General features: G+C 70.5%; 17 protein-coding genes. 6 read left to right on the top strand and 11 right to left on the bottom strand.

Features of this window, described 5'->3' with window-relative positions; all coding sequences use genetic code 11:
- Nucleotides 1–63: 63 nt before the first annotated feature.
- The 4 genes from OG430_RS18885 to OG430_RS18870 form a co-directional block, all read right to left on the bottom strand.
- Nucleotides 64–654 (bottom strand): malonic semialdehyde reductase, encoded by a 591-nt coding sequence (locus OG430_RS18885; protein ID WP_327353706.1) that lies wholly within the window; start codon nt 652–654, stop codon nt 64–66.
- A gap of 477 nt (nt 655–1,131) precedes the next feature.
- Nucleotides 1,132–1,359 carry an exodeoxyribonuclease VII small subunit gene (locus OG430_RS18880; protein WP_327353705.1) on the bottom strand — a complete coding sequence of 76 codons (228 nt, stop codon included), beginning with the start codon at nt 1,357–1,359 and terminating at the stop codon, nt 1,132–1,134.
- Nucleotides 1,360–1,427: 68 nt separating this feature from the next.
- Nucleotides 1,428–2,657, bottom strand: coding sequence for an exodeoxyribonuclease VII large subunit (gene xseA, locus OG430_RS18875; RefSeq protein ID WP_327353704.1), 1,230 nt, complete (start codon nt 2,655–2,657; stop codon nt 1,428–1,430).
- A 52-nt stretch (nt 2,658–2,709) separates the two neighbouring features.
- Nucleotides 2,710–4,161 (bottom strand): APC family permease, encoded by a 1,452-nt coding sequence (locus OG430_RS18870; protein ID WP_327353703.1) that lies wholly within the window; start codon nt 4,159–4,161, stop codon nt 2,710–2,712.
- Nucleotides 4,162–4,263: 102 nt separating this feature from the next.
- Between OG430_RS18870 and OG430_RS18865 the strand changes: the two genes are divergently transcribed.
- On the top strand, nt 4,264–5,286 hold the full coding sequence (locus OG430_RS18865; protein ID WP_327353702.1) for a 4-hydroxy-3-methylbut-2-enyl diphosphate reductase: 1,023 nt from the start codon (nt 4,264–4,266) through the stop codon (nt 5,284–5,286).
- 30 nt (nt 5,287–5,316) lie between these two features.
- Nucleotides 5,317–6,075: a polyphosphate--glucose phosphotransferase gene (gene ppgK / locus OG430_RS18860; RefSeq protein ID WP_327353701.1), complete on the top strand. Its 759-nt coding sequence runs from the start codon at nt 5,317–5,319 to the stop codon at nt 6,073–6,075.
- Nucleotides 6,076–6,108: 33 nt separating this feature from the next.
- Here ppgK and OG430_RS18855 read toward each other — a convergent pair whose 3' ends face one another.
- Complete coding sequence (locus tag OG430_RS18855; protein WP_327353700.1) at nt 6,109–6,744, bottom strand: DUF6542 domain-containing protein; 636 nt, start codon at nt 6,742–6,744, stop codon at nt 6,109–6,111.
- 213 nt (nt 6,745–6,957) lie between these two features.
- Here OG430_RS18855 and ychF point away from each other — a divergent pair, with 213 nt between their 5' ends.
- Nucleotides 6,958–8,046, top strand: coding sequence for a redox-regulated ATPase YchF (gene ychF, locus OG430_RS18850; RefSeq protein WP_327353699.1), 1,089 nt, complete (start codon nt 6,958–6,960; stop codon nt 8,044–8,046).
- A gap of 134 nt (nt 8,047–8,180) precedes the next feature.
- On the opposite strand, the gene OG430_RS18845 is transcribed toward ychF, so the two are convergent.
- Together OG430_RS18845 and OG430_RS18840 are read right to left on the bottom strand one after the other, a co-directional pair.
- A complete protein-coding gene (locus OG430_RS18845) occupies nt 8,181–8,444 on the bottom strand; it encodes a type II toxin-antitoxin system RelE family toxin (protein ID WP_327353698.1) in 264 nt (87 codons plus the stop codon).
- Entirely contained in the window at nt 8,437–8,706 is a 270-nt protein-coding gene (locus tag OG430_RS18840) for a type II toxin-antitoxin system Phd/YefM family antitoxin (protein WP_327353697.1), read from the bottom strand. Before OG430_RS18840 ends, OG430_RS18845 begins: the two co-directional genes overlap by 8 nt.
- Nucleotides 8,707–9,013: 307 nt before the next feature.
- Between OG430_RS18840 and OG430_RS18835 the strand changes: the two genes are divergently transcribed.
- Nucleotides 9,014–9,394, top strand: coding sequence for a hypothetical protein (locus OG430_RS18835; RefSeq protein WP_327353696.1), 381 nt, complete (start codon nt 9,014–9,016; stop codon nt 9,392–9,394).
- A gap of 320 nt (nt 9,395–9,714) precedes the next feature.
- Here the strand turns inward: OG430_RS18835 and OG430_RS18830 are convergent, their stop codons facing one another.
- The gene (locus tag OG430_RS18830) at nt 9,715–9,909 is read right to left on the bottom strand and encodes a hypothetical protein (RefSeq protein WP_327353695.1); all 195 of its coding nucleotides are present in this window, start codon (nt 9,907–9,909) and stop codon (nt 9,715–9,717) included.
- Between the two features lie 222 nt (nt 9,910–10,131).
- Here OG430_RS18830 and lepB point away from each other — a divergent pair, with 222 nt between their 5' ends.
- Entirely contained in the window at nt 10,132–10,584 is a 453-nt protein-coding gene (gene lepB, locus OG430_RS18825) for a signal peptidase I (protein ID WP_327353694.1), read from the top strand.
- Nucleotides 10,581–12,491, top strand: coding sequence for an AfsR/SARP family transcriptional regulator (locus OG430_RS18820; RefSeq protein ID WP_327353693.1), 1,911 nt, complete (start codon nt 10,581–10,583; stop codon nt 12,489–12,491). The genes lepB and OG430_RS18820 overlap by 4 nt, the downstream gene beginning before the upstream one ends.
- On the opposite strand, the gene OG430_RS18815 is transcribed toward OG430_RS18820, so the two are convergent.
- From OG430_RS18815 to OG430_RS18805, 3 genes are read right to left on the bottom strand one after another with little or no spacing between them, the layout of a single operon-like run.
- Nucleotides 12,422–14,311 (bottom strand): ABC transporter ATP-binding protein, encoded by a 1,890-nt coding sequence (locus OG430_RS18815; protein WP_327353692.1) that lies wholly within the window; start codon nt 14,309–14,311, stop codon nt 12,422–12,424. The two genes, OG430_RS18820 and OG430_RS18815, sit on opposite strands and share 70 nt — an antisense overlap.
- A complete protein-coding gene (locus tag OG430_RS18810) occupies nt 14,308–14,907 on the bottom strand; it encodes a hypothetical protein (protein ID WP_327353691.1) in 600 nt (199 codons plus the stop codon). Before OG430_RS18810 ends, OG430_RS18815 begins: the two co-directional genes overlap by 4 nt.
- Entirely contained in the window at nt 14,904–15,485 is a 582-nt protein-coding gene (locus OG430_RS18805; RefSeq protein WP_327353690.1) for a MauE/DoxX family redox-associated membrane protein, read from the bottom strand. Before OG430_RS18805 ends, OG430_RS18810 begins: the two co-directional genes overlap by 4 nt.
- Nucleotides 15,486–15,543: the final 58 nt, after the last annotated feature.

Below are 15,543 nucleotides of genomic sequence, written 5' to 3'. Positions count from 1 at the left end.
CTGCCGGGGGCCTTTGCGATGTCTGCCGGACCGTACGGCTCCGGAGCGTCTGCGGGATCCTGCTCAGACGGTGGTGACGACCTCGTCGTACGCGAGGCGCGGCAGCCGCGGGAACCAGGCGTCCTCGCCGGGCTTGCCGATGTTGACCACCATCAGCGGGGTGTGGTCGTCGTCCAGGAACTCCTTCTGGACGCCGGCGAAGTCGAAGCCGGTCATCGGGCCCGCGGCGAGGCCGGCGGCGCGCACGCCGACGAGGAAGTACGCGGCCTGCAGGGCGCCGTTGACCAGGGCGGACTGCTCACGCACCGGGCGCTCGGAGAAGTAGAGGTCCTTGACCTGCGGCATGGGCGGGAGCAGCTTGGGGAGCTCCTCGTGGAACTCGTTGTCCGTGGCGAGGATCGCGACGAGCGGGGCGGTGGCGGTCTTCGGCTGGTTGCCCTCGGCCATGTGCTTGACCAGGCGCTCGCGGGCCTCGGGGGAGCGGACCAGGGTGACGCGCAGCGGCGTCTGGTTGAAGGCCGTGGGGCCGAACTTCACCAGGTCGTAGATGGCCTGGATCTGCTCCTCGGTCACCGGCTCGTCGGTGAAGGTGTTGGCGGTGCGGGCCTCACGGAACAGGAGGTCCTGGGCGGTGGCGTCGAGCTCGAGGGACATGTGAGGCAACCTTCTTCTTCGCAAGCGGTGGTGAAACGATCGTGCGGGTCGACCATACGACACAACAGGTTGAAGCTTCAACCAAAACGGGGGCCGAGGTGAGCGCACTCACAGCGAACTCTCTCTCGATGAACGCCCCGGGATCCAAGGGCGAACGTCCCGCGAGGACGGGACCTCAGCCCCGCAACCTGCGGTTATCCCCAGCAGTCAGGGGGGCTGGGATATTCCCGGCCGGTGGCGGTCCGGCTCGAACTCCCCGCACTCCCCGGAGTCGGAACGGACTCGGCTTCCTGCGGTTGCGCACGGACTTCCTGAACTCGCGGGGCCGCGACCTGGCGCTGACTTCGCAGACCCGAACTTCTCGGCCTCGTCCTTGCCCTCGCGGACCTGGGCCCCAGTGGCCACGTCTTCGTGGACCTGGACCTCCGTGGCCACGTCTTCGTGGACCTGGACCTCCGTGGCCCCGTCTTCGCGGACCTAGACCTCCGTGGCCCCGTCTTCGTCCCCTTCCTCGCCCAGCGCCGCGTCGAGCCGGGCCCGGGCGCCCTCCAGCCAGCGGCGGCAGACCTTGGCGAGCTCTTCGCCCCGCTCCCACAGGGCGAGGGACTCCTCGAGGGTCGTGCCGCCCGCTTCGAGGCGGCGGACGACGTCGATCAGCTCGTCACGCGCCTGCTCGTAGCCGAGCGCTTCCTGCGTGCTGGTCATGCTTTCCACCTTAAATCCCGTTTACGACAACGATGTTGCGGCAGTACTTCATGTGCGCGATGCCCTAGTCAGTCCTCGGCCGGGGCGTCGGTGTCGGTCACCTTGACCGTGAACTCGCCCTCGGCGACCCGCGCGCGCAGCTCCTCGTCCGCCGCGAGCTCGCCCGGTGCCCGCACCACCGAGCCGTCCGCCTTCTGCAGCACGGCGTACCCGCGCTGCAGCGTCGCGGCCGGCGAAAGCGCCACCACGCGCGCGTGCGTGTGGGTCAGCTCCGAGTCGGCGCGGTCCAGGAGGTGCCCGAGCGTGCGGCGGCTGCGGTCGAGGAGGGCCGTGAGCTGCTCCTCGCGCTCGTCCACCATCCGGTGCGGATGTGCCATGGACGGCCGGGACATGGCCACGTCCAGGCCCCGCTCCTCCCGGTCGAGGTGTATCCGCACGGACCGCCGGGCCCGCTCCCGCAGGAGCTCCACCCGCTCGATCTCCTCGCCGACGTCCGGCACGACCTTCTTCGCCGCGTCGGTCGGCGTGGACGCCCGCAGGTCCGCCACCAGGTCGAGCAGCGGCGAGTCCGGCTCGTGCCCGATCGCGGACACCACCGGCGTACGGCACGAGGCGACGGCCCGTACCAGCTGCTCGTCCGAGAAAGGCAGCAGGTCCTCCACGCTGCCCCCGCCGCGCGCCACGATGATCACGTCCACGGCGGCCAGCTCGTCGAGCTCCTTGACCGCCTGCACCACCTGCGGCACCGCGTGCACGCCCTGCACCGGCACATTGCGCACTTCGAAGCGGACCGCAGGCCACCGGTGCCGCGCGTTCTCAAGCACGTCCCGCTCGGCCGCCGAGGCCCGCCCGCACACGAGCCCGATGAGCTGCGGCAGGAACGGCAGCGGCTTCTTGCGGTCGGCCGCGAACAGCCCCTCCGCGCCGAGTGCCTTCTTCAACTGCTCCAGCCTGGCGAGCAGTTCGCCCACGCCCACCGGCTTCATCTCCGTCGCCCGCAGCGAGAGGCTGCCGCGGGGCGCGTACCACTCGGGCTTGGCGAGGACGACGACCCGCGAGCCCTCGGTCACCACATCGGCGACCGCGTCGAAGACCTGCCGGAAGCAGGTGACGCTCACCGAGATGTCGTGCGACGGATCGCGCAGGGTCAGGAAGACCACGCCGGCCCCGGGCCGCCGGGACAGCTGGGTGATCTGCCCCTCGACCCACACGGCACCGAGCCGGTCGATCCACCCTCCGATGAGCCGAGAGACTTCGCCGACGGGCAGCGGGGCTTCTGCGGACGTGTTCAGGGCCATGCGGCGAGCGTAGCCGTCCCGGCTGACAGTTCAGCCTGCCCTTTCAGCCCGGTCAGGGCCCAGCCGAGATCCCCGCCGCCTGCCGCCCGCGCTGAGCGAACAACACCCCCAGCCCCACCACGAGCCACACCGCCCCCACCACCTGCGCGGCCCGCGAAGCCTCCACGATGACCGCGACGGCGATCGCCGCACCCACCACCGGCACCAGCACGTGCCGCCACCAACTCACCGCCCCGCCCTCCTTGCGTACCGCGAACCACGACACCACCGACGCGTGCAGCATCGTGAAGGCCACCAGCGCCCCGATGTCCACGACCGAGACCAGGTGGTCCATCCCGTCGTCCCGGCTCGCCGCCCACACCGCGGCGACCATCGTGATCGTCGCCGCGATCCCGAGCGCGACCCGCGGCACCCCGCCATCCGTACGCGACAGCGCCTTCGGCAACCTCCGGTCACGCCCCATCGCGAACAGCAGCCGCCCCGCCGCGGCCTGCCCGGCCAGCGCCGCGAAGGCCGCCCCGATCGCCTTGCTCACGGCGACCAGGTCGTGCAGCCAGCCCCCGACGGACGCGTCCACGGCGTCGTAGAAGGCCGACCCCTGCTTGCCCGGCTCGGCCGCCAGCTGCGCCGACGACACCGGCTCCAGCAAGGCCACCAGATAGGTCTGCGCGATGAACAAGAACCCCGCCAGCGCCAGACAGAACAGCACCGCCCGCGCCACCTTCGCCGACCCGCCCGTCACCTCCTCGGCGAACGAGGCGATCGCGTCGAAGCCCAGATAGGAGAGCACCGCGATCGACACGGCACCGAGCACCGCCGACAGCGAGAAACCCCCGTCCCCGGTCAGCGGCGACAGCCAGTCGCGCTGCGCCCCGTCGCGTAGGAGCACGACCACGGCCGAGACGATGAAGACAAGGAGGACGGCGATTTCCATCGCGAGTACCGCGAACCCGACGCGGGCGGCCGCCCGCACCCCCCACAGGTTCAGTGCGGTGGTGACGAGGACGGCCAGCGCGGTCCACACCCAGCGCGAGACCGAGGGGACCAGGGCGTTCATCGCGATCCCGGAGAAGAGATACGCGACCGCGGGGATCAGCAGATAGTCCAGCATCGCCATCCAGCCCGCGATGAACCCGGGCCCACGACCGAGCGCGGCGCGCGCGTAGGCGAAGACGGAGCCCGCCTGGGGGACGACCCGCACCATCTGTGCGTAGCTGAATGCGGTGAATGCCATGGCGACCGTCGCCACCAGATAGACCAGGGCGACCGCCCCGTGCGACTTGGCGTCGAGCGCGCCGAAGACGCCGACCGGCGCCATCGGGGCGATGAAGAGCAGCCCGTAGACGACCAGGTCGCGGAAGCCGAGGCTCCGCCGCAGCCCGCCGTCGGCCGCCGCGCCGCCTGCTCCGTCGGCCGATCCCGCGCCTTCGGCGCCCGCCACGCGCGCGTGCGCGGCACCGCCGTCGCCTGCTCCGTCGCCTGATCCCGCGCCGTCACCGGACATCGCGCGCCTCCTGGGTCGCATCGCCCCCTGTAGCTCCACGCCCCCTCATCCTCCCCAAGGTGGCGATCTTTGACCCGTTGGAGGCGGCCTTACGATGGGTGCATGACTGCAACGACTGCCGCCCGCCGCGTCCTCCTCGCCGCCCCGCGCGGGTACTGCGCCGGCGTGGACCGTGCCGTGATCGCCGTCGAGAAGGCCCTGGAGCAGTACGGGGCCCCGATCTATGTCCGCCACGAGATCGTCCACAACAAGTACGTCGTGCAGACCCTGGAGCGGAAGGGCGCGATCTTCGTCGAGCAGACGGAGGAGGTGCCCGAGGGCTCCATCGTGATGTTCTCGGCGCACGGCGTGGCCCCGACCGTGCACGCGGAGGCCGCCGAGCGGAAGCTCGCCACGATCGACGCGACCTGCCCGCTGGTGACCAAGGTCCACAAGGAAGCGATCCGGTACGCGAACGAGGACTACGACATCCTCCTGATCGGCCACGAGGGCCACGAGGAAGTCATCGGCACCTCCGGCGAGGCGCCCGAGCACATCACGCTGGTCGACGGCCCCGAGGACGTCGCCAACGTCGAGGTCCGCGACGAGTCGAAGGTCGTCTGGCTCTCCCAGACCACCCTCTCCGTGGACGAGACGATGGAGACGGTCGACGCCCTGAAGGGCAAGTTCCCGAACCTCCTCTCGCCGCCGAGCGACGACATCTGCTACGCGACGCAGAACCGCCAGATCGCGGTCAAGAAGCTCGCCGAGGACGCCCAGCTGGTGATCGTCGTCGGCTCCCGCAACTCCTCGAACTCCAAGCGCATGGTCGAGGTCGCCCTCGGCGCCGGCGCCGACGCCGCCTACCTGGTGGACTTCGCCGACGAGATCGACGAGGCCTGGCTGGAGGGCGTCACCACGGTCGGCCTGACCTCCGGCGCCTCGGTCCCGGACGTCCTGGTCGACGGTGTCCTGGAGTGGCTGGCCGCGCGCGGTTACGCGGACGTGGAGACGGTCAAGACCGCCGACGAGTCGATCACCTTCTCGCTGCCCAAGGAACTGCGCCGCGATCTGCGCGCGGAGGCGGCGGCACTGGGCTCCGCGCCCTCGTCTTCCGGTCCCTCGTCTTCCGACTCCGACAAGTGACTGTCAGTCGTACGTCGTAACGTAGGGTCCATGCAGATCTTCGGCGTGGACATCGGCGGCTCCGGCATCAAGGGCGCCCCGGTCGACCTCGACCGCGGCGACCTGGCCGAGCCGCGGCACAAGGTGCTGACCCCGCAGCCCGCGACGCCCGAGAGCGTGGCCGACTGCGTGAAAGAGGTCGTCGACCACTTCGGCTGGTCGGGCCCGGTGGGCGTCACCTTCCCCGGGGTCGTCACCGGCCACAGCACGATTCGTACGGCTGCCAACGTGTCCAAGGACTGGGTGGACATGGACGCCCGCGCCCTGCTCGGCGAGCGCCTGGGCGGAGCGCCGGTCACGGTGCTCAACGACGCGGACGCGGCGGGCGTCGCCGAAATGCACTTCGGCGTCGGCAAGGGCCGCGAGGGCACGGTCATCCTGCTCACCCTCGGCACCGGCATCGGCAGCGCCCTCTTCATCGACGGCCGCCTCGTGCCCAACACCGAGCTCGGCCATCTCGAACTGCACGGCCACGACGCGGAGAAGCGGGCCTCGACCAAGGCCCGCGACGACGAGCAGCTGAGCTGGGAGCACTGGGCGCACCGGGTGCAGAAGTACCTGGCCCACGTGGAGATGCTGTTCTCGCCCGAGCTGTTCATCATCGGCGGCGGGGTCAGTCGCAAGGCGCAGAAGTTCCTGCCGCTGATCGAGGGGATCAGGGCGGAGATCGTGCCGGCGGAGCTGCTGAACAACGCGGGGATCGTGGGCGCCGCGATGGCCGCGTCGCAGGAGGCGGGCGTACGCGGCTGAGCAAGCGACGGTGAGCCGGTCGTACGCGGCCGGTCAGGCCGCCGGCACCCGGCGGTGCGGCGGCCGGGCCCCGCGAGCGGCGTCCCGGGCAGCCCGCTTGCGAGCCATCAGCTTCACCTTGCGTACGGTCACGATCAGCCCGGCCACCAGCGTCCCGCCGTACAGCCATCCCGCATGGATGGCGAGGGCGGTGACGAGCCCCATCACATGCCCGCCGAACCCGTCCGAGCCCCCGGCGATCGGCAGCAGCCCCACCGCGAAGGCGATCGGCACCCCGACCGGCGCGGTGACCAGGTCGGCGGGCCGCACCCAGAAGGCGGTCAGCGCGCTCACCGGCAGGAAGAGCAGCCCGAACGCCACCATCGACCCGTCCAGGAGCAGCCGGTCCAGGCTCGCGAGCACCAGCATCGCGGCGGCGGCGAAGAGCCCGCTGCCCAGACCGGTCAGGCGCGGATTGGGCATCGCCCGCACGGCCTCGACGGCCCGGCGAGCGGCGAGCAGACCCCGGCGCAGGGTGAGAGCGACCGGCGGCACGGGCCGCCCGCTGCGGGAGGCGGCCCGGTAGACGGTGCCGGAACCGGTCCTGTCGCCGGCCCCGCCGGCCTGCGGCGGAAGGGGCGCGGGTCGTCGCGATCGGGGCTGCGGGGGACGCGTCCTGTGTTGCTCCACCGAACCAACCTAGGTCGGCGGATGCCGGGAGACCGGCCTTGGACACGCGCTTTGGGGCACCTTGCCCTTGCGTTCGATACGTCGTGGGGGCGGGGGTCGGCCGTCGAGGAGTCCCCGGCCCCGCACGCCGTAGACTGGTTGACCGGCCCGGCAGCTCCGCGGTGCCGGCCCTGAAGCTCTGAAGCCCTGACGTATGGGAAGTCGGTAAGAAGCGTGTCGCTCACGATCGGAATCGTCGGTCTGCCCAATGTCGGCAAGTCGACCCTGTTCAACGCCCTGACCAAGAACGACGTGCTGGCGGCCAACTACCCGTTCGCCACCATCGAGCCGAACGTGGGCGTCGTCGGCGTCCCCGACCCCCGCCTCGACAAGCTCGCCGAGATCTTCGGTTCGCAGAAGATCCTCCCGGCGACCGTCGACTTCGTCGACATCGCGGGCATCGTGCGCGGCGCGAGCGAGGGTGAGGGCCTGGGCAACAAGTTCCTGGCGAACATCCGCGAGTCCGACGCGATCTGCCAGGTCATCCGCGCCTTCAAGGACGAGAACGTCGTGCACGTCGACGGCAAGGTCTCGCCGAAGAGCGACATCGAGACGATCAACACCGAGCTGATCCTCGCCGACCTCCAGACCATCGAGAAGGTCCTGCCGCGCCTCCAGAAGGAGTCGCGCATCAAGAAGGACATCGCCCCCAAGGTGGCGGCGGTCGAGGCGGCCAAGGACATCCTGGAGCGCGGCGAGACGCTCTCCTCGCAGGGCATCCTCCAGGGCTCGGACAGCGAGGAGCTCCTGCACGACCTGCACCTCCTCACCACCAAGCCCTTCCTCTACGTCTTCAACGTGGACGAGGAAGAGCTCACCGACGACGCCTTCAAGGCCGAGCAGTCCGCTCTGGTCGCCCCCGCCGAGGCGATCTTCCTCAACGCCAAGCTCGAGGCCGACCTGGCCGAGCTCGACGAGGAGGACGCCCTGGAGCTCCTGCAGTCCGTCGGCGCCGAGGAGCCGGGCCTGGCCACCCTCGCCCGCGTCGGCTTCGACACCCTCGGCCTGCAGACCTACCTGACGGCAGGCCCGAAGGAAACCCGCGCCTGGACCATCAAGAAGGCGGCCACGGCCCCCGAGGCGGCCGGTGTTATCCACACCGACTTCCAGAAGGGCTTCATCAAGGCCGAGATCATCTCCTTCGCCGACCTGGTCGAGACGGGCTCGGTCGCCGAGGCCCGCGCGAAGGGCAAGGCGCGCATGGAGGGCAAGGACTACGTCATGCAGGACGGGGACGTGGTGGAGTTCCGGTTCAACGTGTGACCAGTTCGCTACTGCACGTAAGATTTCGCGTCAAGTGTGCAGGTCGGGAGGGGTCGACGCCTTGCGGTGTCGACCCCTTCGTTGTGCTCGTGCTGGATAGGTGCTGGATGTTCTGACGGTGCATCAGGTCTGGGTCAGGTGTCGTAGACGGTCGAGCGATGCCCGATGTGCACGACCCACACCACCAGTTCCCCGTTGTCGATCGTGTAGACGACTCGGTAATCGCCGACTCGCAGTCGGCGACGGTCCGGCTGCGATACGAGCGCGGTGGTGTTGAAGCCGAGCGGATCACCCTCGAGCTCGGTCAGCTTGGCCAGGATGCGAAGTGCCATGTCGCGCGGAACTTTGCGCAGTTCGGCCTGGGCCTCAGGCCGGAAGACGGTGCGGTACTCACTCACTGCGCGCCAGCGTCTCCCTCATGATGTCCTCGATCGGGATGCCGGTTGCCGGATTCGCCATGCGCTCGTCGATGATCCGGTTGATCTCGCGCTCTTCCCACTCCTGGTACTTGCGTAGTACCTCGATGGAAACGACCGCGGCGACTTGCTTGCCCCGGCGAGTGATCACGGTGGGCACGTCCTCGCGATCGGCGCGCTCTACGACCTCGGCGAGGTGTGCGCGTACGTCTCGGATGGACTCTATGGGCAGAGGCTGCGTCATGCGCTCAAGAGTACCGAGTGCCACAGGTGTACACAACAGTCGAAGGGAAAGCCCCTACATGCGGGTCGGGTCGGCGCAGCGGCGGGCGTGCTGGATGGGTTCCGACCGTGCCGGATCGGTGCCGGATGATCTGACACATCGCCACCTCTTGGATCTCCCGTGTACTCGCGCTTCCTGAGCGGGGTGAGCCCCGAAGGCGTACAGCGATATTCGCTGTGCGGGTGCACTGCACTGTGCTGGGCCGTTCGGCCCAGCCCGCGGCGGGGCAAAGGGGAGCTGCGAGCGGGGCAGGCCAGGCTCGTGAGCCATGAGTACCTGGAAGAACCTCTCAATCTGCACCTTCACGGCTCTGGCCCTGGCCGTGCCCGCTACCGCCTCGGCCCAGACCACCCTGGCCGAGCCGCACCAGGCCCCCGCCGCCGGCAACTGCGATCAGAAGCACCTGGCCTACCTCAAGGCCGAAGACGTCTCGGAGCACCAGACCGTCGTAGTCGCCAACAGGGTAGACGCGGCCACAATTAGTGCGCCGGACCCCGAGACCGATGCCAACCCCGACACAGCCGCTGTGGCAGCCGCCGAGGCAGCTGCCACAGCCGCGTCCAAGGACTTCACCAACGCCATCGCTGAGACCGCTGCTGCTCGCAAGGCGCTGATGGAATGCCTCGCACAGTCCCCGAGCGCCGCCTAGCGCACTGACCGCAACGCCGAACGAGTCGGCCTCCATGCTCCGCTTCGGGCAGACCTGGCGTGCTGGATGTGCTGGATGGGTTCCGACGGTGCTGGATCTGTGCTGGATGGGGCCCTCAGTGGCAACGTTTACGCAGGTGGGAGCTCTGCGTCAGGCGTTCCGCTTCAACGTGTGAGCAGCCCGCGACTGCGGTCCCGCAGTTCGTGAGGCGTACAACAGGCGTACAGATGGCAAGGGGTCGGCTCCTCGGGAGCCGACCCCTTGTTGTTTCCAGGTGGTGCGTCTGTGGCGCGGCCGGGGGCTCGCGCCTCAGGGTGTGGTCAGCCGCCGCAGGTGCGGTACGCCTGACACGAGCCACAGCCGGTCGTGCCGCCGACGATGTGGCACAGCTGCCGGAAGTCGGACCGCTCGCGGCAGTAGCAGTGCCTGTAGAAGGAGGAATCGGCCTGTGCGGTCGCGCTGGGCGCGAGGCGCGCCAGTGCCTTGTCGCCCATCTTCCTCAACATCCCTGTCATGTGATGCATCCCTTCTCCAGCCTCACCGGCGTGGCATACGCCGCATCCGCACCGTATGCGTGAGACATATGCGCACCGGTACAGCGGCTCGTACAGTCACGTACCTCCGGGCGCGAACACCCGTTCGTTGTAAGGGGATTGACATGAGTGACGCGTGTTTCGGATGATCCTGCTGTTCCGCGATCTACGTACCTTGAGCAACAACGGCGGGAGGCAACGGAGATGCGGCTGACCACCGGTGTATCCGTGTTCCTGGCGGCCGCGTTGGCGGCCGCCTTTCACGTTCGCAGGTCGTATGTGGTGGTGACGGTGTCGGGACGCAGCATGTCCCCGACCCTCCACGACGGAGACCGGATCGTCGTACGCCGCAGAACCGCCGACCGGCTCAGCCGGGGCGACGTGGTCGTGCTGAGACCGCCGGACATCACCGGGGACTACGCCCCTGTCGTGGAGGGCGCCTGGAACGTCAAGCGGGTCGCCGCACTGCCCGGTCAGCCGGTGCCCGCGGGCGTGACGCGACGCGACGGGCAGCCCGCGGTGGACGCGGTGCCGGCCGGCTCGCTCGTCGTCCTCGGGGACAACCCCGACGGCATCGACTCCCGGCAGCGGGGCTTCTTCCCCGCCGACCGCCTGCTGGGCGTCATGGTGCGCCGGCTCGGCGGTGAAAGAGCGTGAGCATCGCCGCACTGGGGAGCAGGACCCAGACCCGGACAGGCGCCGTCGACGCCGGCATCCTCGGCGCGCTGGAGCTGCGCGTCGACGGCCGGCCCGTGCTGATCGGCGCGACGAAGCTGCGTACCGCCCTCGCGCTGCTGCTCGTCAGCGAGGGCAGGGCCGTTCCGCTGGCGACGATGATCGAAGAGATCTGGGGGGCCGAGCCACCGAAGTCGGCGGTGGCCAATCTGCGGACGTACGTGATGCAGTTGCGCCGCATGCTGGCCGGGGACGCGGCAACGGGGCCGGACCGGCTGGTCACCTCCCGGTCCGGCTACACGCTGCGGATGGCCGGCATCGAGCTCGAACACCTCCGCTACCGCACGCTGGACGCCGAGGGTCGCCGCGCGGCCGCCCAGGGTGACCTCGCCAGGGCCTGCGAACACTTCGCGCAGGCCCTGGAGTTGTGGCGTGCGGCGCCCTTGGAAGACGTCGTGCAGGGGCCGAAGCTGCGGCTGTTCACGGAGCACCTGACCCATGCGCATCTCGGTACGGCCGAGCGGCTCGCCGACATAGAGATCGGGCTCGAGCGCTACGCCCCGGCCATCGACCGGCTCCGCCAGGCGGTCAAGGTGCACCCCATGCACGAGCAGTTGGTCGGGCGGCTGATGCGGGCGCTTTACCAGAGCGGTGATGTGCCGGGTGCGCTGGAGGTCTTCACCGAAACACGTGAGCTGCTCAGGGACGAGCTCGGCGTGGACCCCGGCGGGGAGCTGCGCCAGCTGCAGCGGGCGATCCTCATGCGCGATCCGGCGCTGTCGCGGGTCGGCGGCGCGACGCGGCCGCCCGCACCCCGGACCGCCCGGCCGGCCGGGCGCAGCGTTCCTTACCAACTGCCCGGGGAGTCCTGCGTCCTGACCGGCAGGAGCCGCGAGATAGCCGCGGTCCGCGCCGCCCTCGGCCCGCCGTCGACCGTCCGCGCGGGGGCTCCCACCGTCGTGCTGTACGGGCGCGGCGGCGTCGGCAAGTCGGCGCTGGCACTGCGCGTCGCGCACGAGCTCGGTGACACGTACGGCGACGGCCGGCTGTACGCGGACCTCCAGGGCGACGGCCCCGGTACGGGTCGGATGGGCGTCGTGGAGGTCCTTGGCCGGTTCCTGCGGGCGCTGGACGTACCGCCGGACCGGGTGCCGGAGGGGCCGGCCGAACTGGCGGCGCTGTACCAGGCGGTCACCGCCGGCCGGCGCCTGCTGATCGTCCTTGACAACGTGGTCGACGGCGCCCAGGTCCTGCCGCTGATCCCGGCGAGCGGCGCCTGTGCCGTGCTGGTGACCAGCCGGGGCGCGCTGCCGGAGGTGGACGCGGTGCGCGTCCGGCTGGGCCTGCTCGCCGAGGAGCATGCGCTGCTGCTCCTTTCGCAGGTTGCCGGCGGGCTGCGGGTGCGCTCGGAGCTGACGGAAACGGCCGAGATCGTCCGGCTCTGCGACCGGCTCCCGCTGGCGCTGCGCATCGCCGGGGCGAGGCTCGGGGCCCGGCCGGACTGGTCGCCCGCGGCACTGCGCGACCGGCTGCGGGATCCGCGGTCCCGGCTGGACGAGCTCCAGGCCGGCGGACTGTCCGTGCGCGCCTGCATCGGGGCTAGCCTGCGCGAACTGCTCGTCCGGGGCGTCGCCGGAGCCCCGGAGGCGTTCGCGCGGCTGAGCCTGCTCGGCGCACAGGAGTTCACGGCGGCCGACGCGGCGGCACTGCTCGGCGTCGACGCGCGGCAGGTGCTGCGCATCCTGGACGCCCTGGTGGAGGGCTGGCTCCTGGACGCGGTGGGCGGGGGCCTGTTCCGGATGCCGGAGCTGATCCGGCTCTACGCGGCCGAACTGCTCTCCGTCGAGCCCTCCTCGGCCGATCCGCCCGCGCTGCTGCCCACCTCCTGATAGCCCTGCGCCTGCACGGTGAACAGCTGCGCGTAGCTGCCCGCACGCGCCATGAGCTCGGCGTGGCTGCCCTGCTCGGTGATGCGTCCCTCTTCGAGGACCACGATGGTGTCGGCTTCCCGTACGGCGCTCAGCCGGTGCGAGACCAGCAGGCTGGTGGTGCCGGCGCGGTGCGCCCGCAGCCGGGCGTGGATCTCGTACTCCGCCCGGGCGTCGAGCCCCGCGCTGGGCTCGTCCAGGATCAGCAGGTCCCGGTCCTGCCGCAGCAGCGTCCTGGCGAGGGCCAGCCGCTGCCACTGCCCGCCGGAAAGCACCACCCCGGGTGTCTCCTCGGCGTCCTCGCCGTCCGCGAAGAAGATGCGGCTCAGCATGGTGTCGTACCCCTGGGGCAGACCGTCTACCAGCTCGTGGGCGCCGGCGAGCCGGGCCGCCTCCGTCACCTTCGCGCGGTCGTCCAGCAGGTCGAGCGCGCCGATGCCGATGTTCTCCGCCGCCGTCAGGTCGTAGTTCATGTAGTCCTGGAACAACACGCCCATCCGCTCGCGCAGTTGAGCGGGCGGCACGTCCCGCAGATCGTCGCCGTCCCAGCTGATCGATCCCCGGTCCGGGTCGTAGAACCGGCACAGCAGCTTGATCAGCGTGCTCTTGCCCGCGCCGTTGAGCCCGACGAGGGCGACCGAACTGCCCGCAGGGATGAAGAGGTTGACGCCCCGCAGCACCCAGGGGTGGCTCTCGTCGTAACGGAACCAGACGTCGCGCAGTTCGATGCCGCGCCGCAGAGCGGGCAGCGGCCCCTCACCGCGTACGCCGCCGTCACGAGGTGCCACGTCGTCCGGCAGCTCGATCACCGAGGTGTGGTACGAGAACATCAGCAGCGCCTGATGGGCCAGCCCGATATTGCCGACCAGGCCGATCAGCGCCGCCTGCACCCCGGCCACCGCGGCGACGAACGCGACGATGTCACCGGGCGTCTGCCGGCCGGCCGCGGCCGCCTGCACGGTCCAGATCAGACCCGCGCCCGCGACCAGCGCGGACAGCGCCGCGAGCCCGCTCTGCACCGCGGCGTCACGCCGGTCGAGGCGGCGTTCCGCGCGCTGGATCGTGTGCAGTTCGCGCAGCATCCGCCCCTTGAGGAAGTCGCCGAGGCCGAACAGCCGCACCTCCTTGGCCGCGGACTCCTCGGTGATCAGGGCGGAGTAGAACAGCTCCTTGCGGATGCCGGCCGAGGTCGCCGCCACCATGTTCACGCGCTTGCGCGAGAGCCACAGTTCGGCGACGAGCACCGGCACCGCGGCGATCAGCACCACGACCGCCATCACGGGGCTCAGCACGAGGAGCGTGGCGAGCAGGCTGAGCAGGGCGATGATGTTGCGCCCCATGTCCGCCATGCTGCCGGTCACGGGCATCAGCGTCTCGCCGGTCGTCTGGGCCGCCATCCGCAGCCGGTCGATGAGCCGGGGATCCTCGAAACGGGACAGGCCCTGGAATCGGCCCACCACGGAGTGCAGCCGGTCGCGCAGGAACCAGTCCATGCGCCGCCGGAGTTCATTGCCCAGGAACTGTGTGAGCTGCGGAAGCACCCCACTCAGCAGGCCCACCACCAGCAGGCCGGTCGCGGCCTGCACCGCGGCCGACTGCCGGCCCTCGGCGAGCGCGTCGACGAGCAGTTTGGTCAGCCAGGCCGTGGCCATGGGGACGAGCCCCGCCGTCACGGCGAGCGGCAGATGCCCGGCCCAGATCCAGGGTGCGGCGGCCCAGCAGCTTCGCCAGGCCAGCCGCAGCTGTCGCAGCAGGCCCCGGGGACCGGTGCGGTCCTTCATCGCGCCGTGACTGCCTCTGGCTCGTGCGCCGTGACGGCCTGGGGCTCATGCTCCGTGACGGCCTCTGGCCCGTGCTCGGTGACTGCCTCTGGTTCGTGCGCCGGGGCGACCGCGTCCGCCGGCTCGAATCCCGCGCGTTCCACGACGCCCGTCGGTCCGACGTACAGGAAGGTGGGAAATGCCTGGATGCCGAGTTCCTTCACCAACTTGTCGCTCTCGGGACCGGTCACGACGGTCCGTACGCCGTCGAGCAGCCCGACGAGTTCGTCGGGCGGGCTGCCCGCGACGATCGCGCAGGCGGCCTGCTGCTCGGGTGCGAGCCGGGTGAACGCGGGTGCCTTGTCGTGGCAGGTGTCGCAGTTCACGTCGAAGAAGCCGACCAGGCCGGCCTCGCCCGACAGGAGCGTGGCGAGCGACGGAGCGGCCCGGCCCTCGAGCTCCGCGTAGTCGTACGGTTCGGGTGCGGAGGCGTGATCGCCCAGCACGGCGAACCGTTCCTCGTGCTCCCGCAGCCGGCGCAACACGGCGAACAGGACGAGCAGTTCGAAGCAGCACAGCGCGGCGAGCAGCACCACGGCGACGACTAGGAAGATCAACGGAAACTCCTGTCAGCGGTCGGTGATCCGGTGCGGGGATCCGCGGTCGGAGCGATCAGGGCCAGCAGATCGTCCAGGCGTACGACGAGAAGTCCGCCCACACCGGCCGCGAGGGCGGCGATGGCCGTGCCTCCGGGGTGCAGGCTGCTCGGCGTCGTACCGGTGAGTACGGCGAGCAAACCGACGGCCGCGAGCGCGGCCAGCAGCAGATTGCGGATGATGTGCGGCTTGCCGAGCACCACGCCCTTCGTGCCGAAGCAACGGCACGCCACGCGGGCGCCCCCGCGCCGCGAGGCCAGGATCCCGGCCCCGAAGGCGGCGAGCACACAGCCGGCGAGCGCGAAGCCCACGCCTGTCACGGCGGGGGCGGCGGGGATCGCGAGGAGGACGACCGAGCCGGCCTCGGCCGCGATCACCGAGACGGCGATCGCGGTGGAAAGACCGGCGGGGAAGAGGCGCAGACCGGCGACCGAGCGCACGAACTCACGGAACGCCGACCGGTGTCTGAGCTTCCCCCAGGTCGCTACGGAGAAGACGCCGATCAGCAGGAGCCTGATGGCGAGGCAGAGGTAGTACACCGCGTCGACGCTATGAGCAGGGCGTACAGCACTCCATACAGCGGGCCTACAGCCTGCG

Source organism: Streptomyces sp. NBC_01304, assembly GCF_035975855.1.
GTDB lineage: Bacteria > Actinomycetota > Actinomycetes > Streptomycetales > Streptomycetaceae > Streptomyces.
This window is presented reverse-complemented; position numbering and strand designations above follow the sequence as displayed.

Bases quoted from the DNA above. Each gene is read 5' to 3' on its own strand.
- OG430_RS18885 (WP_327353706.1), bottom strand. From the start codon at position 654: ATGTCCCTCGAGCTCGACGCCACCGCCCAGGACCTCCTGTTCCGTGAG.
- OG430_RS18880 (WP_327353705.1), bottom strand. From the start codon at position 1,359: ATGACCAGCACGCAGGAAGCGCTCGGCTACGAGCAGGCGCGTGACGAG.
- xseA (WP_327353704.1), bottom strand. From the start codon at position 2,657: ATGGCCCTGAACACGTCCGCAGAAGCCCCGCTGCCCGTCGGCGAAGTC.
- OG430_RS18870 (WP_327353703.1), bottom strand. From the start codon at position 4,161: ATGTCCGGTGACGGCGCGGGATCAGGCGACGGAGCAGGCGACGGCGGT.
- OG430_RS18865 (WP_327353702.1), top strand. From the start codon at position 4,264: ATGACTGCAACGACTGCCGCCCGCCGCGTCCTCCTCGCCGCCCCGCGC.
- ppgK (WP_327353701.1), top strand. From the start codon at position 5,317: ATGCAGATCTTCGGCGTGGACATCGGCGGCTCCGGCATCAAGGGCGCC.
- OG430_RS18840 (WP_327353697.1), bottom strand. From the start codon at position 8,706: ATGACGCAGCCTCTGCCCATAGAGTCCATCCGAGACGTACGCGCACAC.
- OG430_RS18835 (WP_327353696.1), top strand. From the start codon at position 9,014: ATGAGTACCTGGAAGAACCTCTCAATCTGCACCTTCACGGCTCTGGCC.
- OG430_RS18830 (WP_327353695.1), bottom strand. From the start codon at position 9,909: ATGACAGGGATGTTGAGGAAGATGGGCGACAAGGCACTGGCGCGCCTC.
- lepB (WP_327353694.1), top strand. From the start codon at position 10,132: ATGCGGCTGACCACCGGTGTATCCGTGTTCCTGGCGGCCGCGTTGGCG.
- OG430_RS18815 (WP_327353692.1), bottom strand. From the start codon at position 14,311: ATGAAGGACCGCACCGGTCCCCGGGGCCTGCTGCGACAGCTGCGGCTG.